The following is a 20,388-nucleotide window of genomic DNA, read 5'->3' as shown; positions in this document are numbered from 1 at the left end:
TCCACGGACGGCCCCTGGAGAACGAAGGGGCCGGCCCGGTATCCGAGGGGGTGGATACCGGGCCGGCCCCGTGCCGTGCGTGACGGCGGGTCAGCGCGCGGCGCTCTTGCGGGTGCGGCGGGAGACGGAGTCCAGGACGACGGCGGCGAGCAGGACGGCACCGGTGATCATGTACTGGACGGCCTGGTTGACGTGGACCAGGTCGAGGCCGGTGATGATCGACTGGATGACCAGGATGCCCAGCAGGGCGGACCAGGTCTTGCCGCGCCCGCCGAACAGGCTGGTGCCGCCGATGACGGCCGCGGCGATGGAGTTCATCAGGACGTTGCCGCCGCCGAGGAGCTTGTCGGCGGAGCCCTGCTGCGAGGCGATGAACAGGCCTCCGAGGGCCGCCATGCCGGCGGAGATCATGAAGACCGAGATCCGGACCCAGGCGACGTTGATGCCCGCGCGGCGGGCGGCCTCCACGCCACCGCCGACGGCGAAGATCTGCCGGCCGTAGCTCGTGCGGCGCAGGACGAAGTCGGTGATGACGACGACGGCCAGGAAGACCAGCAGGGGCAGCGGCAGGCCGCGGTCCTGGTTGAGCATGTACGCGGCGGTCAGTGCGACGACGGCGAGGACGCCGGTGCGCAGCGCGATCTCGCCGACCGGGCGCGCGGTGAGGCCGGCGGCGGTGCGGCGGCGGGTGTCGAGGATCTGCCCGGCGGCGAAGAGCGCGATGCCGAGGACGGCGAGGCCCCAGGTGTAGGCGATGTCGCCGTCGCCGAGGAAGTAGGTGTCCAGGTTGGCCAGGACGCCGTCGTTGACGACGTTGACGGTGCCCTTGTCGCCGAGGACGTACTGCTGCAGGCCGCTCCAGGCGAGCAGGCCGGCGAGGGTGACGACGAAGGCCGGGACGCCGATCTTGGCGAAGAAGAAGCCGTGCAGGGCGCCGATGGCGACGGCGGCGGCGACGGCGATGAGGCAGGCGATCCACTCGTTGTAGCCGGAGCGCACGGACAGGACGGCGGCGATCGCGGCGGAGACGCCGGAGACGGAGCCGAGGGAGAGGTCGATCTCACCGAGGAGGAGCACGAAGACGATGCCGACGGCGATCAGGCCGGGTCCGGCGATCCACTTGGTGATGTTGGTGAGGTTGTCGGCGTTGAGGAAGTCGCCGGTGACGCTCTGGAAGATGGCGCCGATGAGGATCAGGCCGAGGACGACGGGTACGGAGCCGAGGTCGCCGTTCTTCATCTTCCGCTTGAACTCGGCGAGGTAGCCGGCGAGGCCGGCCTCGCGGACGAGCAGGCGGGGGTCGACCGCGGGGGTGGTCGGGGTGGGCTGTTCGGTGGTCACTTCGCTTCCTCCGCGAGTCGGGCCTGGCGCCGGGTGACGGCGTTCTCGGTGGCGCCGGTGATGGCGGAGATGATCTCCTCGTGCGAGGTGGTGGCCACCTCGAAGACGCCGTTGTTGCGGCCCAGGCGCAGGACGGCGACGGTGTCGGCGACGGCCTTGACGTCGGCCATGTTGTGGCTGATCAGGATGACGCCGAGGCCGCGGTCGCGCAGGCGCTCGACGAGGTCGAGGACCTGGGCGGTCTGCTCGACGCCGAGGGCCGCGGTGGGCTCGTCCAGGATGACGATCTTGGGGTCGCCGACGAGGGCGCGGGCGATGGCGACCACCTGGCGCTGGCCGCCGGAGAGGGCGGCGATGGGGATGCGCACGCTCGGGATGCGGATGGAGAGGGTGTCGAGCAGTTCGCGGGCGCGCTTCTCCATGGCGACCTCGTCGAGCGTGCCGAAGCGCTTGAGCTCACGGCCGAGGAAGAGGTTGCCGACCACGTCGAGGTTGTCGCACAGGGCGAGGTCCTGGTAGACGGTGGCGACACCGAGGGCCTGGGCGTCGTGCGGGCGGCCGATGGAGACCGCCCGGCCCTCCCACTCGATCGTCCCCTCGTCGATGGGGTGGACGCCGGCGATGGTCTTCACCAGCGTGGACTTTCCGGCGCCGTTGTCGCCCACCAGGGCCACCACCTCGCCTGCGTGTACCTCCAGGTGCACGTCGGTCAGTGCCTGGACGGCGCCGAAGCGCTTGGAGACCCCGCGCAACGCCAGTACGGGTGCGCCTGTCACGTGAACCATCTCCTTCTTCCCGTGCGCGCCGTGATGGTGGGTGGGCGGCCGGGCTGGCCCGCGCGCCGTGCGGGGCGGGCGGGTGAGCGTCGATAAGGGGTGCCGGGGCGGGGCGGGGCCCGCCGTGCGGTGTGGGCGGTGCTCCCCGGGGAGGTGGGGAGCTCCGCCCGGTCGGCTACTTGAGGCCGGCGGCGGCGCAGGCGGCGGCGTAGTCCGCGGTGCAGATGTCGGAGGCCTTGTAGAGGCCGTCCGCGATGACGGTGTCGTTGATGTTGGCCTTGGTGACGACCTTGGGGTCGAGCAGCTTGGCCGGGATGCCCTTGTCGGTGGCGCTGTCGATGCTGGCGGTGGCGACGGACTTGACGTCCTTGCCCTGCAGGAGGTCGACGGCCAGTTCGGCGGCGTTGTCGGCGAGCGGCTTGTAGGCCTTGTAGATGGTGTAGGCCTGGTCGCCGTTGACGATGCGCTGGACGGCGTCGAGGCCGGCGTCCTGGCCGCCGACGGGGACCTTGATGCCCGCGCCCTGGAGCTGGGTGATGATGGCGCCGGCCATGCCGTCGTTGGCGGAGTAGACGGCCTGGAAGCCGTCCTTGCCGAACTGGGTGATCGCGGCGCCGATCTTCTGGCCGGCGACGGTGGGCTTCCACTCACCGGACTGCTCGTAGACGACCTTCTTGACCTTGCCGTCGAGGACCTTGTGGGCGCCGGCCTTGAACTGGCCGGCGTTCGGGTCCGCGTCGTCGCCGTTGATCATGACGATGTTGGCGTCGGCGGCCTTGCCCCCGAGGGCGTCCACCAGGGCCTGGCCCTGGAGCTCGCCGACCTTCTCGTTGTCGAAGGAGACGTAGGCGGCGACCGGGCCGGTGGCCAGGCGGTCGTAGGCGACGACCTTCACGCCCTTGTCGGCGGCCTCCTTGACCCAGGCCTGGGTGGAGGTGGCGTCGAAGGCGTCCAGGACGATCACCTTCACGCCCTGGGCGATCAGGGTGTCGAACTGCTGCTTCTGCTTGGCCGCGCTGCCCTCGGCGTTGTTGTAGAGCACCTTGCAGTCCGCGCACAGGGCCTTGACCTTGGCCTCGATGAACGGGCGGTCGAACGACTCGTAGCGCGTGGAGGACGCGTTCTCGGGCAGCAGCAGACCGATGGACTTGTTGTCGCCGCCGGAGGCGGCGGAGTCCTTCTTGTCGCCGCCGGCCTTGCCGCACGCGGCCATGGACAGGGCCATCGAGACGGCTGCGGTGGCGATGACGGCGCGACGCATCGTTGCGTTCATGTGGGGGTGCCTCCCTGACGTCGCCGCGACGGTGCGGCGGGGTGGGAGGGAGTCAACCCTTACCCGCCAGATGTAGTCAAGAAGTAAATCCAATACGAGACCATGCCGCGCCTTTTCGTTATCTTCCTGAACACATTCGTCGAAGGCGTCATGAACACGGAGAGACGCAGGTCGGAACTGTCAGTAACAGTTGCCGGTGTGGGGCGGGATGCCTGTCGGGCCCGGTCGACCACCTGGGCGCCGGGAGTGACGCCCGGCCACTTGCGGGGCAGATGTGTTCAAGACGTGTCGGATTCGGTGTCCTCCGCGAGCCGGATACGGGCTCCGCGGCGGCGACCCCGCCGGCGGGACGTCCCGGCCCGGCCCGCCCCTGCTGCCCGACTCACCGGCGGGGGCGGGATCCTGACGCAACGTCAGCGACGGCGTGCGAGGACGACTCGGCCGCCGCTTCCCCGCGGGGACCGACGGGGGGAGGCGGCGCCGGGCTGACTAGGCTGAAGCCGCACGTCAATGGCCGTGAACGGCCGGGGAGGGTACTGGACGGTGGAGAACATGGGCGAGTTGGACGACCTGCGGGCGCGGCTGGCGGCGCTGGAGGCGGAGGTCGACCGCCTGCGCGAGGAGTCCGCGGCGACGCGCGCGCCGGCGGCGGCGGTTGCGGCCGATCGTGACGACGCGGAGGTCCGCTCCCCCGCGCCCGAGCGCACCCCGGTGCCGGACGCGGTCCGCGCGGACCGGGCCGGGCAGCGCCAGTCGATGACCGGCCTCGCCGATGTCCTCGGCGTCATGGTCTCCGGCCAGGCGGAGCAGACCATGCTGCTGCGGGCCCAGACCCGGACCCTGGAAACCCAGAGCAGCACGCTCACCCGGCACGGCCGGTTCCTGGAGAGCCTCCTGGAGGGCCAGTCCGCGCTGTTCGAGGAACTGCGCCGGGACGGCAGGTAGGCACCGGGCGACCGGCGGTGGGGACGGCCCGAACCAGGGGCCGCCCCCACCGCCGCGTTCACGGGCCGTCGGGGGGCGGCGTCGGCTCCGGGCGCAGGGCCAGGCCGACACCGACGGCGGCCGTGGCCAGGCCCAGCACGGCGAGGGGCCGGGACCACTCCCCCGCCGCGGTGGGGGCGAAGGCCGGCGGCAGGACCAGCAGCGAGGCGGCCAGCGCGGCGGCCGCGGAGGCGGGGCGGATGCTCGGGCGGCGGGGGCCCAGCGCGTCGAGCAGCAGCAGGTGGCCGGCGAGCAGGACGGTCACCGCGAGCGCCCGCCACCAGGACGGCTCGCCGAGGGCCGCGAGCAGGACGGATCCGGCGGCGAGGAGCGTGGTGCGGGTCGCGGACAGGCGCGCGGGCCAGCTGGCCCGGGCCGTGCCGTCCGGCGCGGGGACGGCGGCCCACAGGGCGCCGACGGCGACCGGCAGGAGGACGACGGGCCCCAGGCGGTCGGTGAGCGTGCCGGTTCCGGTGCCCGCCGCCGCGAGGGCGAGGGCGGTGCCGGTGCCGCGCAGGGCGGCGCGTTCGAGGCGTACGGCCCGCTCGGCGCGGTGGGCGGTACGGGGGCGGCGGGCCGGTTCGGCGACCGTACGGGCCGGCGGCCCCGGCTCCGTGGCGCGCGTCGGGTCGGCCGTCTGGCCGGTCGTCTGGGCAGTCGTCCGGGCAGTCCTGGTGCTCGACGGGCCGGTCATCGGGCCGCTCCCGTGATCCGGCGGCGCAGCAGGGGCCCGAGGGCCAGGTCCAGCGTCTCGCCGGGCGTGTGGCGGACCACCGGGATGCCGCGCCCGCGCAGGGTGGCGCGCATCGCCTCGCGTTCCGCGTGCCACAGGCGCAGCGCGAGGGCGTCGGTCTCGTCGTCGGGGCGGGCCGCCGGTTCCCCGACCGGGATCTCCACCACGACGAGCGGGTTGCCGCGTTCGCGGACCTGGCCGAGGACGTCGAGGATGCGCTGGTCCGAGAGCGGCGTGAAGGCGTAGACGAGGGCGTGGCCGGGCAGGGCCGCGAGTGGCAGGGGTGGGAGGGGGCCGCGTCGGGGGCGGTCCTGACGGACCTCCAGCACGCTTTCCACGATGCGGTAGAGCTGCCGGTCCCCGGTGGCGGCGGTGAGCTGGCGCAGGCGTCCGCCGACCGCGACGAGGCCGATCCGGTCGTGCCGGCGCAGGTAGGCGCGGGTCAGGCCGGTGGCGGCGCGCAGGGTTTCGTCCAGGCTGTGCCGCCCGGTGGCGGTGTCGATGTAGTCGGCGAGCGTGTCGAGCAGGACGACGGCGTCGGCGGCGCGTTCGGCGGCGAACTGGTTGATCTGGACGGCGTCGCGGCGGGTCGTGGACGGCCAGTGGATCCGCCGTTGCCGTTCGCCGGGCACGTGCGGGCGCACGCCGACGACCTCGATGCCGGTGCCCTCGTGCGCGGTGGTGTGCTCGCCGATCCGTTCGGGCAGGCGGACCGGGATCGGGGTGAGGCGGGCCGCGTCGGGGACGGGGAAGACGTCGACGGTGCCGAGGTCGGTGCGCACGGTACGGCGGGTCAGGCCGCGGGCGTCGGGCACGTCGAGGTCGACGACGCCCAGGTGCCGGCGGCCCCAGCTGTCGGCGCGCAGGACGAGGTCGACGCCGTTCGGGGTGACGGTCAGGGCGTCCAGGGCGAGGCCGGGGCCGAGCGTCACGACGGGCTCGGGCGGGCCGATCCGGCCGTCGTGGTCCACGGTGACGTGCACGGCGACGGGCTCGCCCTCGAAGCAGCGCCGCGGCCGGGCGGTGCTCTCGGCGGACAGCCGGGTGGGGCGGCTGCCTCCGGGGGCCGCCAGCGCGAGCAGGACGGCCGCGAATGCGGCCGGGGCGAGCAGCCAGGCGTGGCCGGTGACCAGGGCGGCGACGGCCGCGACGGTGGCCACCGTGAGCAGGCGCAGGGTCTGCTCACCGGGCCGCCAGTGCGGTGACGGCGGGCTGTCGGGCAGACCGGCGGCGCTGGCCCGGGCGCTGCGGGCGACGGCCAGGGCCAGGGCGCGGTGGGCGCGGCGGTCCGTGCCGTCGGCGGCCGGGGCGGGGGCGGTGGCCGGGGTCGGGGTCGGTGTGGTGGCCGGCTCGGCCGGGGCCGCGTCCTGGGCGGTGGCCGGGGTCGGGGTCGGTGTGGTGGCCGGCTCGGCCGGGGCCGCGTCCTGGGCGGGGGCCGGGGCGGGGGCGGGATTCACGGTGTCACCGCGCGGGGCAGCGTCTGCGGCGCGGGGACGGAGGCGATCAGGCGCGCCATCACGTCGTCCGCCTCGATCTGGCGCACCCACAGTTCCGGCCTGAGCGTGATGCGGTGGGCCAGGGCCGGGCCGGCCAGCGCCTTGACGTCCTCGGGGGTCAGGTAGTCGCGCCCCTCCACCATGGCGTGGGCGCGGGCCAGTTGGATCAGCGCCAGGCCCCCGCGGGGCGAGGCGCCCACCTGGATCTGCTGGTCGTTGCGGGTGGCGTCGACGAGGGCGATGACGTAGTCGACCAGGTCGTCGTCGACCTCGACCCGTTCCACCGCGGCCCGCATGGCGAGCAGTTCCGCCGGGCCGACCACGGTCTCCAGGACCGGCTCGGGGGCGGCCCGGTCGATCCTGGCGCGCAGCATCGCCGCCTCCGTGGCGGTGGGGAGGTAGCCCATGCGCACGCGCAGCAGGAAGCGGTCGAGCTGGGCCTCGGGCAGGGCGTAGGTGCCCTCGTACTCGATCGGGTTGGCGGTGGCGATGACCAGGAAGGGGTCCGGCAGGCGGCGCGTGGCGCCGTCGACGGAGACCTGGCCCTCGGCCATCGCCTCCAGCAGGGCGGCCTGGGTCTTGGGCGGGGTCCGGTTGATCTCGTCGGCGAGCAGCAGCTGGGTGAACAGCGGGCCGGGCCGGAACACCATCTCGCCGGTGTTGCGCTCGTAGAAGGGCGCACCGGTGACGTCGGAGGGCAGCAGGTCGGGGGTGAACTGGATCCGGCGGAAGTCCAGGCCGAGGGTGGTCGCGAACGAGCGGGCCAGCAGGGTCTTCCCGAGCCCGGGCAGGTCCTCGATCAGGACGTGTCCGCCGGCGAGGGCGCCGAGCATGACCAGGCGCAGTGCCTCGGGCTTGCCGACCACGGCCCGTTCGATCTCCCCGATCACCGCGCGGGCCCGCTCACCGGCCTGCTGCGGGGTCAGCGCCGGTACGTCCTGCGGTGCCTGCCCCGGCACCGTACCCGGGCCGGCGGGGTGGGCGGGGCCGTGGAGGGTGGTGGAAAGGTCGGGCATGACTCTCCTGCGGAAACGATTCGGTCGGTGACGGGGGCGGTGAAGGGTGGTGTGGGGAGGCGGGTCCGGGTCCGGGGGGCGTTCGTCCCTGGGACGCGGTGGGTCACAGGGCGTCGAGCCGGTCGACGAGCTCGCGCAGGACCTCCGCCGGGAAGGCCTCGGCCGGGACGGGCGCCGCGGGGTCGATCCACGGCCACAGCCGGGGCCCGAGGAGTTCGGCGGCCCGGTCGCGGTCGGCCGACAGGTCCAGGCCGTGGACCTCCGCGAGCCGTACCGCGTACAGCCGTCGGAGCCTGGCGCGCAGCGGCGCGGTGTCGCCCTGGGGGTCGAGGCCCTGGCGGACCGTCCAGCGCCAGTCGCCGAGGCCGGGCTCGTAGACCTCCATCCGCCGCGGCCGGCGGCGCAGGGAGAGGGTCTCGGCTCCCGCGCCGGCCACGCGGCGGGCGACGAGCAGGGCGGTGACGGTCAGCAGGACCGCGCCGGCCCCCGCCCCCGGCCAGCCGCCGACCAGGGCGAACAGGATCTCGGCGAGGACGGCGGGCGCGGCCAGCTCGATCAGGCTGTGGCGCACCGAGCCGGGGCGGGCGAGTTCGCGGTCCGCCTCGTCCGCGGGCCCGTCGCGGCGGGGCGTCGCGCTGCTCATCGGTGCTCCCCCGCGGTGGGCGTCCCGGTGGTGTGTGTCCCCGCGGTGTGCGTCCCGGTGGCCGCCGGCGGGGGTGCGGCGTCCGCGAGCCGGGCGGCGATGGCGTCCAGGGCCGTACGGGCCCGGCGCACCTGGTCGTCGTCCATCCGGTGGGTCGAGTACCGGGCCTCGCGAAAGAGCGCGGTGAGCTCCCGCACCCCGGTGGCGTCGACCCGCTCGTCGGACAGCGCGCGCCGCAGCAGCTCCGTCGGGCTCTCCCAGGCGTGTCGGGGCAGGCCGGAGGCGGCCAGCGAGCCCTCCATCGCCGCGTAGCAGGCGATCACCGCCGCCCGGGCGTCCGCCCCCTCCAGGGCCCTGCGGCCGGAGGCGACGGCCTCGGCGAGAGCGGCCTCGGGGCTCGCGGGCGCGGCGGGCGGCACCGCTGGCGCCTCCCGGCGGCGGACCCGCAGCCGGCGCAGCCGGAACACGAGGACGGCGCCGAGGACGACCGCGGCCACCACCGCCAGGGCGAACAGTGCCGTGACCAGCACCTCGAGCCCCTCGCCGGCGGCCGGCGGGACCGGTGCCTGCGGGGACGACGGGACGGCCTCGGGGGTGAAGGTGGGCATCACCGGCCGCCGGCGGGGCACGGCGAGCCCGGATTCGGCCCGGACGTACAGGACCAGCAGCAGGACCGGCACCGCGGCGGCTGCCAGCGGCAGCAGGAGCATGGCCGTCTCCCGCAGGCGCTCGGCCCGGGGTGTCGGCCCGTCGAGGTGGCGGACCTCTTCGCGGAAGCGCCCCGCGAACCTGCCGACCAGCACGGCCCAGCCGAGCCCGAGCAACACCACGAACCCCAGGCCGGACACCGGCCCGGTCGCGGCCGTGCCCAGGAGCCCGCCCTCGGGCCGCAGCGCCGCGGCAGCCGCCAGCAGCCCGACGACGACCAGCAGCACCCCCGCCGGCCGACCGCGCCACCCGCGCGTACGCGACGGCGATCCACCGTCCATGCGAAACCCCCCGGTTCCAACGCGCGCGACGGCGCGCGAGGTGCAGCGTCGCACACCAACCGTCACGGTGTCACCTGCCGCCACAGGCGGCGGCGGCGGGACCGGCGCGGGGGACGTCGCCTGCGAACGGGGCCGCCCGCACCACGGACGGAGGCGGCGGTACCTGCTCAGGCGGTGGCGAGTGCGTGCCCCAGCAGCGACATCGCGTCGGGCATCACCCGCCGCCAGAAGCCGTCCGTGTGCTCTCCGTCGGGGAAGTGCTGCTCCCGTGCTCGCGCCTGCCGCGCGACCTGGCGGGCGGCGGGGCAGAACGGGTCCTCCTGGCCGCACCACACGCCGAGGGCGCCGACCTGCATCCGGTCCAGACGCAGGGTCGGCTCGTGGGCCTGCCAGTCGGCCTCGTCGGCGTACCCGCCGGTGGTGCGGGCGTCCGCCCAGGTGCGGAAGACGGCCGGGCTGAGCAGCGCCACGGCGTCCAGGTTGCGGCCGCTCTGCGTGCGCCCGACGGCGTACTGCAGGGCGCCCGAGCCGCCCATGGAGATCCCCATCGCGGCGCGTGGCGTGGGCAGTTGGCGGGCGTGCAGCCAGCCGGGGAGTTCCTCGCGGAGCATCGCCTGCGGGTCGTCGCCGCCGGGGGCCTGCTGGTGCCAGTAGGTGGCGTCCCCGCCGTCCACCGCGACGACGGCGAACGGCGGCACGCCGCCCTTGACCGCGGCCGCCAGGAACTGCGGCACCCCGAGCGCCACCATGCCCTGCGCGTCGTTGCCGCGCCCGTGCAGCAGAACGCAGACCGGCAGGTTCGTGCTCGCCGCGGCGCCGGGCGGGAGCATGGTCACCATCGCGACCTCCCGGTTCCGCGCCGCCGAGTGGACCCGCTCGACGTGCACCGGTCCCGGTGCCGCGTCCGGCACCGCGCCGTCCGTCCCGGTCATCCCCAGTGCCTTCTTCAGCGTCACCCCACCGGGCAGCCATCCGGCGAGCATCCCGCCCCCGGCCGCGGCCCCGAGCAGGGCACCGCCGCCCACGACGCCGGCGCCGAGCCGCAGCAGGCGCCGCCGCGACACCGCGCGGTCGACGGGGTCCGCCGAGGGCCGATCGGTGACGCCGCCGGTGTGTGTGGTCATGTCTGTCGGCCTTTCGCCGTTCGGTTTCGTGTGCGCGGCGGCAGGACAGGCGATAGCGGTTGACGCCGTCCGGTCGAGCGGATCCACGTGAGCGGCCTGGCCGGGAGCAGGCGGACGGACAGATGTCGGCACGTTTCCCCCGGTCGGCCGGCCCAAGCAAACGATCACCGTAGTGGACGAGGAATCCGGACCACCCGGTTCCGTCCGCGCCCGACCTGGATCGACAGCGGCGCCGTGTCCTCGCCCTCGACCGCCGGACCGCGCGTGTACGGCGGGACCCGCTGGGCCGTCGTCCCCGGTCGCACCGGCTGGTGGGGTGGGAGCAGTGTGGGGCGGGAGCGGTACGGCCCCCGGAGGCCCGGGCTCAGGTGCGGGCGATATGCGGAGCAGCGCTCGGCGTCCTCGGTCCCCGTGGGGGCTCGCCCCCGATGGGGGTCCGGTGGACGGTGCGGGGCGGTCTTTCGGCGTGTGCGGAGGGAGTCGGCGGCGCGCCGCCGAGTCCGGCTGCCGGGTCGTGGTGTGCGACTACAGGAGGACGAGCAGCTTGGTGCCCGGCACCAACTTGCGGTTGACGGAGGTCGATTGGACGAACACGGTGTACGAGGGGTTCTCACCCGGCTTCACCGTGGCCTCCGATGCCGGCAGGCCGAGGAGCTGGCGGGCGGCCGGGCCGGAGAACACCCTGCCGGTCGTCCGGCCGGTGGCCGGGTCCTTCTCCGCCACGGCGATCTGCTTGCTGCCCTGGATCTTCTCGCGCTTGGACAGCTCGTAGAAGGCGCAGCCGGTCTTGTAGGTGTGGCCGGCGCTGGTGACGAAGTCGCGGATCGGGGTCGGCTGGTCGACCGGGATCAGGATGTACTTGCCGGTGTCCAGGGCGTCGAGGTTGGCCTTGACCTCGGCGGTGTTCAGGTCCTGGCCCATGGCGAACAGGTTCTTGGTGCCGCGCACGCCCTGTTCGCGGCCGCGCAGGAAGCTGGTGGCGGCGTTCTTGACGGTGCCGATGGCCTCCTCGACGCCCTGGCTGGAGTCCGCGTCCCAGATCGCGATGTTGCCCGCGGGGAAGCCGTACTCCTGGGCGGTGCGCTTGGCCAGGGAGTTCGGGACGAGGATCGCCGAGGTCCAGTGGTCGGGGAGGTTGTCCATGGCGCCGTGGATGCGGTCGATCCACGAGCGCAGGACGGCCTTGCCCTGGCCGGAGCCCATGCGGGTGTGCATCTGGCCGCTCTGCGAGCAGCCGGAGGCGTTCTCCTCGCCGTCGGTGACGACGACCTGGAGGAAGGAGTGCTCCCCGTACCCTTCCCAGATGTTCTTCAGGTCGTCGACGGACTTCACGGCCGCCTCGATCAGCGCCGTCGCACCGTTGTCGACCTTGTAGAGGCCGCGCAGGGACGGCAGGTGCTTGACGTCCATGTCCCAGACCAGGTTCTGCACCTCGTGGTCGAAGGCGTAGAGGCTGATGCGGGTCTCGTGGCCGAGCCGGTCGGACTCCTCCTGCAGGCCCTTCACGAACTCGTCGACCACGCGGACGAGTTGCTCCTGGTGCTGGCGCATCGAGCCGGACTTGTCGACCACGAGCGAGACGTGGTTGACCTTGTGCTTGATACGGTTCGCAGACATGGCTCTACCCCTTTTCCAACGCTCTTTCGGCGCCTTTTCGGCGTCCCCTCCGGCGTTGTTCCCAACAGTAGGAGGGGGCACTGACAGCCCGTTCCGGGCCGTTCCGCCCGCGCCGGCGAGGTTGTCGCCCGCCTCGACGGCCGTCGGGCGCGGCAGGGCGACGTCCGCACCGGAGCCGGGACAATGGCCGGATGACCAGTCAGCCCCCGCGCGGCCTCCAGCACCTCATCCCCACCACGCGCGCCACCACCGCCGGTGAGCGCGCCGCCTCCCAGCTGCTCCACCTGCGCACCGCCGCCGTGCCGGTCCCGGTGCTGGCCGCGGCCGCCGAGCTGATCGCCGGGCAACTGGACGACCCCGACCCGGCCACCCGCGACGCCGCCGGCGCCGTCCACGCCCGTCTGCTCGCCGCGATCGAGACCGCCGCGCCCGACCGGTAGCGGTTCACCGCGGGGTGGTGGGGCCGGCGGCTACTGGGGATTGCCGTTGGCGGCGAGGCGGGCGCTCATCTCCGCATGGGCGCGCCGGGAGTGGGTGTTGGCCGGGTCGTGGACGAGCCGGAGGTAGTCGTAGAGGACCTGCACGCACTTGCCCCTGGTGGGGTTGACCGCTGTTTCCGTTTCTATGGGCGAGTCTCAGCGATTCGGACACCAGGTGGCGAACCTGCGCGCCGACGCCCTGCACAAGCTCACCACCGGCATCGCGAGCGAGTACGGCACCGTCGTGGTCGAAGACCTCAACGTCGCCGGGATGCTCCGCAACCACCGACTGGCCCGCAAGATCCAGGACGCCGGGTTCGGCGAGATCCGCCGACAGATCACCTACAAGACCGACTGGGCCGGCGGCACGATCATCGTCGCGGACCGCTGGTACCCGTCCAGCAAGACCTGCTCGAACTGCAAGACAGTGAAAGCCAAACTGCCCCTGCATGTCCGAGTGTTCACCTGCGACGCGTGCGGTCTGGTCATCGACCGGGACGAGAACGCGGCCCGCAACCTCGCCGACCTCGCGTCGGCCGACATCACGGGTACCGGAGTGGCCGGAGACCCGGACGCGCAAGCGTCGAAACCGCGTGGAGCCGACCGGAAGACCCGCACCACCCGCACCCGCCACACGGCGAGCGCGGGGCGGGCAGGTGGCGCAACCCTCCCCCGCCGGCGGGGCGAGGAGGAAGCGCGAGACCGTACTCAGGACACCGAAGCGCAACTCGCGCTCTGGTGACACCGTGACGGACCTTCCGGGCCGTAATGCCCGGATTGCTGATATCCGACTACGAAATCAGCAACGGTGATGTCGGAAAGCTGCCAGCCACTGCCCGGGAGGCCTGCTGAACTGGCCCGGACCGAAAGGCCCTTCAACTGGACGGACTTCATGGCCTCGACGACCACCGCCACGTCGCGCCCCGGCGAAACCGGCCTACCGGCCCGATCACCCGCGATCGAGTGGCTGGCCGTCCTGTCGGTGATGCTGGGGATCTTCGCGATCGTCACGACCGAGATCCTGCCGATCGGTCTGCTCACTTCGATCGGATCCAGCTTCACCGTCTCCGACGGGATGGCGGGGCTGATGATGACCATGCCCGGAGTCCTCGCGGCGATCTCGGCGCCGTTGGTCACGGTCGCGACCGCCCGCATCGACCGCCGACTGGTGCTGTGCGCGTTCATGCTCCTGCTGGCCCTGGCGAACGGCTTGGCCGCCGTGGCGCCGGACTACTGGCTGGTCCTGGTGTCGCGGGTCATGGTGGGCATCACCATCGGCGGTTTCTGGTCGATCGGGGCCGGACTCGCCGACCGGCTGGTGCCGGCGGAAAAGGTCGGCCGCGCCGTCTCGGTGATCTTCTCGGCCGTCCCGCTGGGGTCCGTGCTCGGGGTCCCGGTCGGCACGTTCATCGGCGATGTGGCGGGCTGGCGGACGGCGTTCGTCGTCATGGGCGTCCTGCCGCTCGGTGTGCTCGTCATGCTGCTGCTGGTCATGCCCCCGCTGCCGCCGACCGGGGCCACCCGCCTGAGCGTGCTGGGCGGCATGTTCCGCAACGTGAACACCCGCTTCGCCCTGCTGCTGACCTTCCTCATCGTGCCGGCCCACTTCGGGGCGTACACCTACGTGACCCCGTTCCTCGAACAGGTCACGCACGCGGGCTCCACGCTGATCACCGTCTTCCTGCTGGTCTACGGGGCCGCGGGAATCGCCGGCAACTTCCTGGGCAGCTCCCTGGTCGCCCGGCGTCCCCGCGCCGGTTTCGGCGCCGCAGCCGCCCTGCTCGCCGGCGCCACCCTCCTGCTGCCGGTGCTGGGCGCCTCCAAGGCCGGTGCGGTGGCCCTGCTGATCGTCTGGGGCGTCGCCTACGGAGCGGTCCCCGTGTCGTCCCAGACCTGGTTCGCCAAGGCGGCCCCCGACGCGCCCGAGGCGGCCTCGGTGCTGTTCACCGCCTCCTTCCAGGCGACGATCTCGCTCGGCGCGCTGGTCGGGGGAAACATCGTGGACCGCACTTCCCCGTCCACGGTCATGACCCTCGGCGGCATCACGGCCGGCCTCATGGTCCTGGTCACCTCGACCCACTTCGCCCGCGGTCTCACCTGGCCGGGCGGCACCCGCTCCTGAACGGCTCGCCTCGCCGGCGCCAGGACGACGGCGGCGGGCCCCTCACAGGCGCAGGTCCATCCGCTGTTCGACCGTGTCGAGGCCGAACTTGTGGGCGGGGCGGGAGACGGTGAGCTCGAAGCCGGCCTTCGCGTACAGGTGGTGGGCGGCGGCGAGGCCGGCGACCGTCCAGAGCAGCACGCCCTCGTACGAACGGGCGCGGGCCTCGGCCAGGGCGGTCTCCAGCAGCCGACGGCCCAGGCCCCGGCCCCGGACGTCCGGGTCGAGGATGACCCACCGCAGCTGGCCCCATCCCGGGCGCTCCTGCGCGCGGACGAGGCCGGTGGCACCGACCACGCGGCCGTCGAGTTCGGCGACCCACAGGCGGCCGGGTGCCGCGTCGCCCTCGCGGACGCGGGCCAGCACCAACTCGGCCATGCCGGCGGCGACGTAGGCCTCCATGGTCGCGTCCATGCCGTACTCGCGGGCGTAGAGGACGCCGTGCAGGGCGGCGACGGCACCGAGGTCGCCGGGGCGGTCGGCCTCGCGGACGGTCGCGGTCGCGGGCTCGGTGGCGGCCATGGCAGCATCCCCTTCCACTGAAACACTCGTTTCAGTGGAACGATAGACCACGTGTCCACTCCCGCCAACGCCGTCCCCCGCCCGTCAGCGCGCCGCGAGGAGATCCTCGCCGCGACCGTCCGCTACGTCGCCGAGCGGGGCGTGTCCGACCTCTCGCTGCGCCCGCTGGCGGCGGAGATCGGCTCCAGCCCGCGCGTGTTGCTGTACCTGTTCGGGTCGAAGGAGCAGCTGGTCCGGGAGGTCCTGGCGGTCGGACGGGCCGAGCAACTGGCGCTGCTGGAGCGGTCCGAGGTCGAGGGCGGCAGCGCCCGCGAGACCCTCGAACTGCTCTGGGAGTGGCTGACGAGGCCCGAACGCCGGGGCGCGCTGCGGCTGTTCTTCGAGGGGTACGTCCGGGCCTTCGACCGCTGCGAGCCCTGGCTGGACTTCGACACCGCCTCACTGGACGAGTGGCTGCCGCCGCTGGAACGCGTCCTTGCCGGCACCCGGGCGAACGCCACCGTGGTACTCGCCGTCCTGCGCGGCCTGCTGCTGGACCTCCTCGCCGACGGCGACCGCGGGAACGGCGACGACGGCCCCCACGCCGGGCGCGTGCACGCCGCCTGGCGCGACTTCCTCGACTCCGCCCTCGTGTGAGGACGGGCCCGCCTCCGCGGCGGGCACGGCCCGGACTGCGGCTGTCGGCTCTGCCCGTGGCGAATCTGCGGCGGGCAGAGAAACCGCATCCGGGGCGCTCCCCGGGTCGAGAGTGGAGTCGACGGCAGACCTCCTCGACAAGGAGACCGGATGACTCCCCTCAGCACGCCCCCGCTCCGCGCGGAGCAGGGCGACACCCCGCCCAGCCCCTTCGACGACCATCTGGCGGCACAGCTGCTCGCCCAGCGGATCGTCCTGCTCGGCACCCAGGTCGACGACGTATCGGCCAACCGGGTGTGCGCGCAGCTGTTGCTGCTGTCCGCGGAGGACCCGCGCACCGACATCAGCCTGTACATCAACAGCCCCGGCGGGTCGGTCACGGCGGGGCTCGCGATCTACGACACCATGCGGCTGATCCCGAACGACGTGTCGACGCTGGCGATGGGGTTCGCCGCCAGCATGGGCCAGTTCCTGCTCACGGTGGGGGCGCCCGGCAAGCGGTTCGCGCTGCCGAACGCGCGGATCATGATGCACCAGCCCTCGGCGGGCATCGGCGGCACCGCCGCGGACATCGAGATCCAGGCGGAGAACCTGGAGTTCACCAAGCGGGCCATCGAGCGGATCACCGCCGAGCACACCGGGCAGAGCGAGGAGACGATCGCGCGCGACGGCGACCGGGACCGCTGGTTCACGGCCGAGCAGGCCAAGGAGTACGGGATCGTGGACCGGGTGGTGGAGTCGGTCGCCGACATCCGCCCGGCCTCCTCGCGCCGACGGATGGGACTGTGACATGGGGTCGTACACGGTTCCGTACGTCATCGAGCGGACCGCGCAGGGTGAACGGTCCTACGACGTCTTCAGCCGGCTGCTGAACGAGCGGATCATCTTCCTCGGCACCGAGATCGACGATGGGGTCGCCAACGTGGTCATCGCGCAACTCCTGCACCTGGAGTCGGAGAACCCGGAGCGCGAGATCTCGATCTACCTCAACTCGCCCGGCGGATCGTTCACTTCGCTGATGGCGATCTACGACACGATGACGTTCGTGCAGGCGCCGATCTCCACGTTCTGCGTCGGTCAGGCGGCGTCGACGGCGGCGGTACTGCTGGCCGGCGGGGATCCCGGACGGCGGTTCGTGCTCCAGCACGCGCGGGTGCTGCTCGGCCAGCCGGCCAGCGGCGGCCGGCAGGGGACGGTCTCCGACCTCAGCCTCGCGGCCAAGGAGATGGTCCGCATCCGCTCACAGGTGGAGGAGGTCCTGTCCCGGCACACGCACCACGACGTGGCGACGCTGCGCGCGGACCTGGACCGGGACAAGGTGCTCACCGCCGAGGAGGCCGTCGCCTACGGGCTGGCCGACGAGGTGCTGAGCCGGCGGCTCGCGTTCGCCTGATCGCGCGCCGGGGCCGATGACCGAACCGGCGGCCGGTACGACGGGGGTGTACCGGGCGCCGGTTCGGCCAGGCCGCGTGGTCAGGCGGTTCGCTCAGACGGTTCGGCCAGGCGGTGCGGCCGGGCGGCTCGGTCAGGCCGCGAGGCAGAGGCCGTCGAACCGCGCCGTGGGCGACGTGCGGCCCCCGCCCATCCGGCTCTGGCCCACCCGGCTCGGGGCGTACCGGGCCAGCTCGTCCTGGGCGAGCGAGAGCAGGTCGCCGAGGCCGAGCCCGAGGGCCCTGGCGGCGGCCGCGAGCACCTCGGAGGACGCCTCCTTGCGTCCGCGCTCCAGCTCCGACAGGTACGGCATCGAGATCCGGGCCGTCTGCGCGACGTCCTTCAGCGTGCGCTCCTGGGCGAGCCGCTCGCGCCGCAGCACACCGCCGACGAGGTCGCGCCACAGGGGTTCCCTCGGCGCGGGCGCCGGTGGGGCCCCCGCCGGTCGCTGCGGGGCACGGGTCGCCCCGCCGGATGCGGGCGGCGAGGTCTGCGGGCGCAGGGGGATGACGCGGGCTTCGTTCGGCGCATGAGTGCTCACCCCTTCAGCCTAGGGATCCTGCGCGCCGGGGGAAGGGAACGGCATTCTGCCCTGGGTGAAGCCGTACGGGCGGACCGGTGGCGTCGCGGAGCGGGGGAACCGCGCCGCGACCGTCCGGAACTGATCCTCCGTCGCCCGACGGGGTGTCGGTCAGCGTCCTGCTGCGGCCGTTCCGCTGTTCGCCGGGCGGTCGTTGTCCACCTGGCGGCCGATGGGGGTCGCGTGCCGGGTGAGGAGTGCGCGCAGGGCGTCGGGGGCGGGGGTGCCGCGCTTGGGGAGGACGAGGAGGCAGGTGCCGCTGCGGTTCAGGACCACGAAGAGGTTCCGCGTCTCGGCGAAGCGGAGTCCGGCCGTCCAGCTCAGGGTGCGGATGCCGATCCCGTCGGTGACGCTCACGCCGCTGCCGTCCACCACCGCGCGGTACTCGCCGCCGCGCCGGGCCGCGCGCCGCTGCGCCAACATCACCTGCAGCCGGGGCGTGAACATCACCAGCGCCATCAGCGCGGCCAGCGTCACAGCGTCCGACCCGACCGGCTGGCCGTCCGCCAGCTTCGCCGCCAAGCCGAACGCGGTGAAGGCCGCCATCGCCGACGGCGCGATCCGCGGCAGCCAACCCGCCAAGGTGCGCCGCGTCTGGGCGATGGCCTCGCGGAAGTCCTCGCCCGTCGGCCTGTACGCCAGCTCCACCCGCTCCTGGTCCACCGATGCTCCTTCTTGATCCGCTGTTCGGTGCGGCGGATGCTAGCAAAGGGTTCGCAAAGCGGCGTCAGCCCCCTGGGCCTCGGCTACCCCCGTGACCAGCGGCTCTCCACGATCCCGCAGTCGTACGCCGTCACCCCGCCCGCCCGGTAGGCGTGTCGCACCAGCCACGGCCCGAACACGCTGCTGCCCGATCCGGCGAAGCCGGGGTTGACGAACAGGCGCAGCTCCTCGGCCAGGCCCTCGCGCAGCAGCGCGGAGACCAGCCCCGCTCCCCCGAAGCAGAGCAGTGCCCCGCCTGCCCGTTCCTTCGCCCGCGCCACCGTCTCGGCCAGCTCGCCGTTGAGCACCTCGGTGCGCGGCCACCGTCGCGCCGGCCGCCCCGATCGGGACACCGCGAACTTCGGCAGCGCCCCGATCGCCCGGCTGAACTCCCAGTCCGCGTCGGCGGGATGGAGATCGGCCATGCGCCCCCAGTGCCCCAGGTACCCCTCGTCCGCCATCGGCCGGCTCAGCAGGATCCCCGAGGCGCCGGCCAGTAGGCCGTTGAACGAGGCCCGCAGGTCCGCGCTCCACGGCCACTGCGGGCCCCAGTTCCACAACTGCCAGTCGGCGCCCTGGACTTCACTGTCGACGTAGCCGTCCGCGGACACCTGCATCGCCACGACCAGCCGCCCTGTGCCACCCATGTCGCACCTCCTCCACCGCGACGCTAGCGGGAGGGTCCGACAATCCGCTCTCCGTGGCACCGGCGAGTCCTGGCGCAGGCCGGGGATGTCCCGCGTCAAAGCCGACCGGGCAGGCCGCGGTGGGGCCGGCGGCCCGTAGTGGATCATGGAGCGTTCCCGACGATCCGTCACCCCGCCGACCACGAGGGACACCGTCGTCGGCCACGACGTGTGGCTGGGCTACGGCACCACCGTGATGCCGGGAGTGCGCATCGGGCACGGCGCGATCGTCGCCGCAGGGTCGGTGGCCACCTCCGACATCCCCGACTACGCGATCGCCGGCGGCAACCCCGCCAAGGTGATCCGCCTGCGCTACGACGAGGCCGACATCGCCCGTCTGCTGGCCGTCGCCTGGTGGCACTGGCCCGCCGAGCACCTCACCCGGCATCTGCGCACCGTCATGTCCGGCACGGTCGACGCCCTGGAGGCCGCCGCGCCCACGCCCTGAGCCGCGGTGCGCCGCCGTGCGTGGACGTCGGGGCCGGACGGGGCCGGACGGGGCCGGGGGTGTCACGACTCGGGGGGCGTGCCGGCGCGTGGGACCCAGCCGTTGTCGGCGCCGGTGCGGATCAGGGTCTCGGCGTAGCGCCACAGGTCGGCGGAGGAGTCGCCGATGACGGACTTGCGGGCCCGGACGTCGGCGTCGGTGACTCCGGGGGTGCGCCAAGTGCCGCCTTGGTTACCGTAGTTGAGCAGCAGCGGTTGGAGGCGGTCCATCGCCTTGGCGAACCGGGCCTCCGCGCTGGCGCGTTCCTCGAACTCGTCCCAGATCGCGCGGAAGTGGTCGCGCTGGTCGTCCGGGAGGATCGCGAACAGCTTGTCGGCGGCTTGGCGTTCGCGTTCCTCCTGGTCGGCGGTGGCCGCGGAGTCGTAGAGGAAGGTGTCCCCGGCGTAGATCTCGACCAGGTCGTGCAGGATGACCATGGCGAGGGCCTTGACCGGGTCGACCGGTTCGTCCGCGTACTCGGCGAGGACCAGGGTCATCAGGGCGAGGTGCCAGGAGTGTTCGGCGTCGTTCTCGCGCCGGTCGGCGGCCAGCAGCGGGCTCTGCCGGAAGACGTTCTTGAGCCGGTCGACCTCGATGATGAACTCGATCTGGCGGCGCAGCCGGTCGGGGGTGGTGTCGGGCTGTCGAACGGCGGCGAACAGCGGGGTGTCGTCATTGGGCACGGAGCCTCCCCGGGCGGGTGTTGACGGTC

22 protein-coding genes and 1 pseudogene are annotated in these 20,388 nt (G+C 73.5%); 8 read left to right on the top strand and 15 right to left on the bottom strand.

All coding sequences use genetic code 11. From position 1 onward, the window contains the following. Positions 1–90 precede the first annotated feature (90 nt). From ACIRYZ_RS27885 to ACIRYZ_RS27875, 3 genes are all read right to left on the bottom strand, one after another. A complete protein-coding gene (locus tag ACIRYZ_RS27885) occupies positions 91–1,341 on the bottom strand; it encodes a sugar ABC transporter permease (RefSeq protein ID WP_402949135.1) in 1,251 nt (416 codons plus the stop codon). Beyond that, complete coding sequence (locus tag ACIRYZ_RS27880) at positions 1,338–2,126, bottom strand: ATP-binding cassette domain-containing protein (protein ID WP_363574390.1); 789 nt, start codon at positions 2,124–2,126, stop codon at positions 1,338–1,340. The genes ACIRYZ_RS27885 and ACIRYZ_RS27880 overlap by 4 nt, the downstream gene beginning before the upstream one ends. 166 nt (positions 2,127–2,292) lie before the next feature. Further along, complete coding sequence (locus tag ACIRYZ_RS27875; protein ID WP_402949131.1) at positions 2,293–3,390, bottom strand: sugar ABC transporter substrate-binding protein; 1,098 nt, start codon at positions 3,388–3,390, stop codon at positions 2,293–2,295. 516 nt (positions 3,391–3,906) lie between these two features. Between ACIRYZ_RS27875 and ACIRYZ_RS27870 the strand changes: the two genes are divergently transcribed. Beyond that, positions 3,907–4,335, top strand: a complete 429-nt coding sequence (locus ACIRYZ_RS27870) for a hypothetical protein (protein WP_402949128.1) — start codon at positions 3,907–3,909, stop codon at positions 4,333–4,335. Between the two features lie 58 nt (positions 4,336–4,393). Here the strand turns inward: ACIRYZ_RS27870 and ACIRYZ_RS27865 are convergent, their stop codons facing one another. The 7 genes from ACIRYZ_RS27865 to ACIRYZ_RS27835 all read right to left on the bottom strand — a co-directional run bounded on the left by ACIRYZ_RS27865 (position 4,394) and on the right by ACIRYZ_RS27835 (position 11,992). Next, entirely contained in the window at positions 4,394–5,068 is a 675-nt protein-coding gene (locus ACIRYZ_RS27865; RefSeq protein WP_402949126.1) for a hypothetical protein, read from the bottom strand. After that, positions 5,065–6,564, bottom strand: coding sequence for a DUF58 domain-containing protein (locus ACIRYZ_RS27860; RefSeq protein WP_402949123.1), 1,500 nt, complete (start codon positions 6,562–6,564; stop codon positions 5,065–5,067). The genes ACIRYZ_RS27865 and ACIRYZ_RS27860 overlap by 4 nt, the downstream gene beginning before the upstream one ends. Next, positions 6,561–7,619 carry an AAA family ATPase gene (locus ACIRYZ_RS27855; RefSeq protein ID WP_402949122.1) on the bottom strand — a complete coding sequence of 353 codons (1,059 nt, stop codon included), beginning with the start codon at positions 7,617–7,619 and terminating at the stop codon, positions 6,561–6,563. The genes ACIRYZ_RS27860 and ACIRYZ_RS27855 overlap by 4 nt, the downstream gene beginning before the upstream one ends. A gap of 103 nt (positions 7,620–7,722) precedes the next feature. Further along, positions 7,723–8,262 (bottom strand): hypothetical protein, encoded by a 540-nt coding sequence (locus ACIRYZ_RS27850; RefSeq protein WP_402949119.1) that lies wholly within the window; start codon positions 8,260–8,262, stop codon positions 7,723–7,725. Beyond that, positions 8,259–9,251: a DUF4129 domain-containing protein gene (locus ACIRYZ_RS27845; protein WP_402949116.1), complete on the bottom strand. Its 993-nt coding sequence runs from the start codon at positions 9,249–9,251 to the stop codon at positions 8,259–8,261. The genes ACIRYZ_RS27850 and ACIRYZ_RS27845 overlap by 4 nt, the downstream gene beginning before the upstream one ends. A gap of 167 nt (positions 9,252–9,418) precedes the next feature. Further along, on the bottom strand, positions 9,419–10,375 hold the full coding sequence (locus ACIRYZ_RS27840) for an alpha/beta hydrolase (protein ID WP_402949113.1): 957 nt from the start codon (positions 10,373–10,375) through the stop codon (positions 9,419–9,421). Between the two features lie 525 nt (positions 10,376–10,900). Beyond that, positions 10,901–11,992, bottom strand: coding sequence for a VWA domain-containing protein (locus ACIRYZ_RS27835; protein WP_402949111.1), 1,092 nt, complete (start codon positions 11,990–11,992; stop codon positions 10,901–10,903). 191 nt (positions 11,993–12,183) lie between these two features. Between ACIRYZ_RS27835 and ACIRYZ_RS27830 the strand changes: the two genes are divergently transcribed. From ACIRYZ_RS27830 to ACIRYZ_RS27820, 3 genes are all read left to right on the top strand, one after another. After that, positions 12,184–12,432, top strand: a complete 249-nt coding sequence (locus ACIRYZ_RS27830; RefSeq protein ID WP_402949108.1) for a hypothetical protein — start codon at positions 12,184–12,186, stop codon at positions 12,430–12,432. A gap of 184 nt (positions 12,433–12,616) precedes the next feature. Then, a complete protein-coding gene (locus ACIRYZ_RS27825) occupies positions 12,617–13,213 on the top strand; it encodes an RNA-guided endonuclease InsQ/TnpB family protein (protein ID WP_402949187.1) in 597 nt (198 codons plus the stop codon). Between the two features lie 150 nt (positions 13,214–13,363). Beyond that, positions 13,364–14,593: an MFS transporter gene (locus ACIRYZ_RS27820; protein WP_402949105.1), complete on the top strand. Its 1,230-nt coding sequence runs from the start codon at positions 13,364–13,366 to the stop codon at positions 14,591–14,593. Positions 14,594–14,635: 42 nt separating this feature from the next. Here ACIRYZ_RS27820 and ACIRYZ_RS27815 read toward each other — a convergent pair whose 3' ends face one another. Continuing rightward, positions 14,636–15,154, bottom strand: coding sequence for a GNAT family N-acetyltransferase (locus ACIRYZ_RS27815; protein ID WP_402949103.1), 519 nt, complete (start codon positions 15,152–15,154; stop codon positions 14,636–14,638). Positions 15,155–15,205: 51 nt separating this feature from the next. Here ACIRYZ_RS27815 and ACIRYZ_RS27810 point away from each other — a divergent pair, with 51 nt between their 5' ends. The 3 genes from ACIRYZ_RS27810 to ACIRYZ_RS27800 all read left to right on the top strand — a co-directional run bounded on the left by ACIRYZ_RS27810 (position 15,206) and on the right by ACIRYZ_RS27800 (position 17,183). Continuing rightward, positions 15,206–15,790, top strand: coding sequence for a TetR/AcrR family transcriptional regulator (locus ACIRYZ_RS27810; protein WP_402949101.1), 585 nt, complete (start codon positions 15,206–15,208; stop codon positions 15,788–15,790). Between the two features lie 150 nt (positions 15,791–15,940). Further along, a complete protein-coding gene (locus tag ACIRYZ_RS27805) occupies positions 15,941–16,579 on the top strand; it encodes an ATP-dependent Clp protease proteolytic subunit (RefSeq protein ID WP_402949098.1) in 639 nt (212 codons plus the stop codon). A gap of 1 nt (position 16,580) precedes the next feature. Next, entirely contained in the window at positions 16,581–17,183 is a 603-nt protein-coding gene (locus ACIRYZ_RS27800; RefSeq protein WP_402949095.1) for a ClpP family protease, read from the top strand. Positions 17,184–17,315: 132 nt separating this feature from the next. Here ACIRYZ_RS27800 and ACIRYZ_RS27795 read toward each other — a convergent pair whose 3' ends face one another. From ACIRYZ_RS27795 to ACIRYZ_RS27785, 3 genes are all read right to left on the bottom strand, one after another. Continuing rightward, entirely contained in the window at positions 17,316–17,762 is a 447-nt protein-coding gene (locus tag ACIRYZ_RS27795) for a helix-turn-helix domain-containing protein (protein WP_402949093.1), read from the bottom strand. Positions 17,763–17,912: 150 nt separating this feature from the next. Then, entirely contained in the window at positions 17,913–18,464 is a 552-nt protein-coding gene (locus tag ACIRYZ_RS27790; protein ID WP_402949090.1) for a hypothetical protein, read from the bottom strand. 83 nt (positions 18,465–18,547) lie between these two features. Beyond that, positions 18,548–19,150: a dihydrofolate reductase family protein gene (locus ACIRYZ_RS27785; protein ID WP_402949087.1), complete on the bottom strand. Its 603-nt coding sequence runs from the start codon at positions 19,148–19,150 to the stop codon at positions 18,548–18,550. Between the two features lie 175 nt (positions 19,151–19,325). Between ACIRYZ_RS27785 and ACIRYZ_RS27780 the strand changes: the two are divergent. Continuing rightward, positions 19,326–19,637: pseudogene (locus ACIRYZ_RS27780) on the top strand (CatB-related O-acetyltransferase); the annotation flags it as partial. A gap of 62 nt (positions 19,638–19,699) precedes the next feature. On the opposite strand, the gene ACIRYZ_RS27775 reads toward ACIRYZ_RS27780, so the two are convergent. Continuing rightward, positions 19,700–20,359 carry an HD family hydrolase gene (locus ACIRYZ_RS27775; RefSeq protein WP_402949084.1) on the bottom strand — a complete coding sequence of 220 codons (660 nt, stop codon included), beginning with the start codon at positions 20,357–20,359 and terminating at the stop codon, positions 19,700–19,702. Positions 20,360–20,388 lie beyond the last annotated feature (29 nt).

Source organism: Kitasatospora sp. NPDC101155 (assembly GCF_044768305.1).
In the GTDB taxonomy this organism is placed as follows: Bacteria; Actinomycetota; Actinomycetes; order Streptomycetales; family Streptomycetaceae; genus Kitasatospora.
The sequence above is the reverse complement of the archived record's forward strand: the minus strand, read 5'-3'. Positions and strand labels throughout refer to the sequence as shown.

Excerpts from the sequence above, each read along its gene's own strand:
- ACIRYZ_RS27880 (WP_363574390.1), bottom strand. The coding sequence starts at position 2,126 with ATGGTTCACGTGACAGGCGCACCCGTACTGGCGTTGCGCGGGGTCTCC.
- ACIRYZ_RS27875 (WP_402949131.1), bottom strand. The coding sequence starts at position 3,390 with ATGAACGCAACGATGCGTCGCGCCGTCATCGCCACCGCAGCCGTCTCG.
- ACIRYZ_RS27865 (WP_402949126.1), bottom strand. The coding sequence starts at position 5,068 with ATGACCGGCCCGTCGAGCACCAGGACTGCCCGGACGACTGCCCAGACG.
- ACIRYZ_RS27855 (WP_402949122.1), bottom strand. The coding sequence starts at position 7,619 with ATGCCCGACCTTTCCACCACCCTCCACGGCCCCGCCCACCCCGCCGGC.
- ACIRYZ_RS27850 (WP_402949119.1), bottom strand. The coding sequence starts at position 8,262 with ATGAGCAGCGCGACGCCCCGCCGCGACGGGCCCGCGGACGAGGCGGAC.
- ACIRYZ_RS27845 (WP_402949116.1), bottom strand. The coding sequence starts at position 9,251 with ATGGACGGTGGATCGCCGTCGCGTACGCGCGGGTGGCGCGGTCGGCCG.
- ACIRYZ_RS27840 (WP_402949113.1), bottom strand. The coding sequence starts at position 10,375 with ATGACCACACACACCGGCGGCGTCACCGATCGGCCCTCGGCGGACCCC.
- ACIRYZ_RS27835 (WP_402949111.1), bottom strand. The coding sequence starts at position 11,992 with ATGTCTGCGAACCGTATCAAGCACAAGGTCAACCACGTCTCGCTCGTG.
- ACIRYZ_RS27830 (WP_402949108.1), top strand. The coding sequence starts at position 12,184 with ATGACCAGTCAGCCCCCGCGCGGCCTCCAGCACCTCATCCCCACCACG.
- ACIRYZ_RS27825 (WP_402949187.1), top strand. The coding sequence starts at position 12,617 with ATGGGCGAGTCTCAGCGATTCGGACACCAGGTGGCGAACCTGCGCGCC.
- ACIRYZ_RS27820 (WP_402949105.1), top strand. The coding sequence starts at position 13,364 with ATGGCCTCGACGACCACCGCCACGTCGCGCCCCGGCGAAACCGGCCTA.
- ACIRYZ_RS27815 (WP_402949103.1), bottom strand. The coding sequence starts at position 15,154 with ATGGCCGCCACCGAGCCCGCGACCGCGACCGTCCGCGAGGCCGACCGC.
- ACIRYZ_RS27805 (WP_402949098.1), top strand. The coding sequence starts at position 15,941 with ATGACTCCCCTCAGCACGCCCCCGCTCCGCGCGGAGCAGGGCGACACC.
- ACIRYZ_RS27800 (WP_402949095.1), top strand. The coding sequence starts at position 16,581 with ATGGGGTCGTACACGGTTCCGTACGTCATCGAGCGGACCGCGCAGGGT.
- ACIRYZ_RS27785 (WP_402949087.1), bottom strand. The coding sequence starts at position 19,150 with ATGGGTGGCACAGGGCGGCTGGTCGTGGCGATGCAGGTGTCCGCGGAC.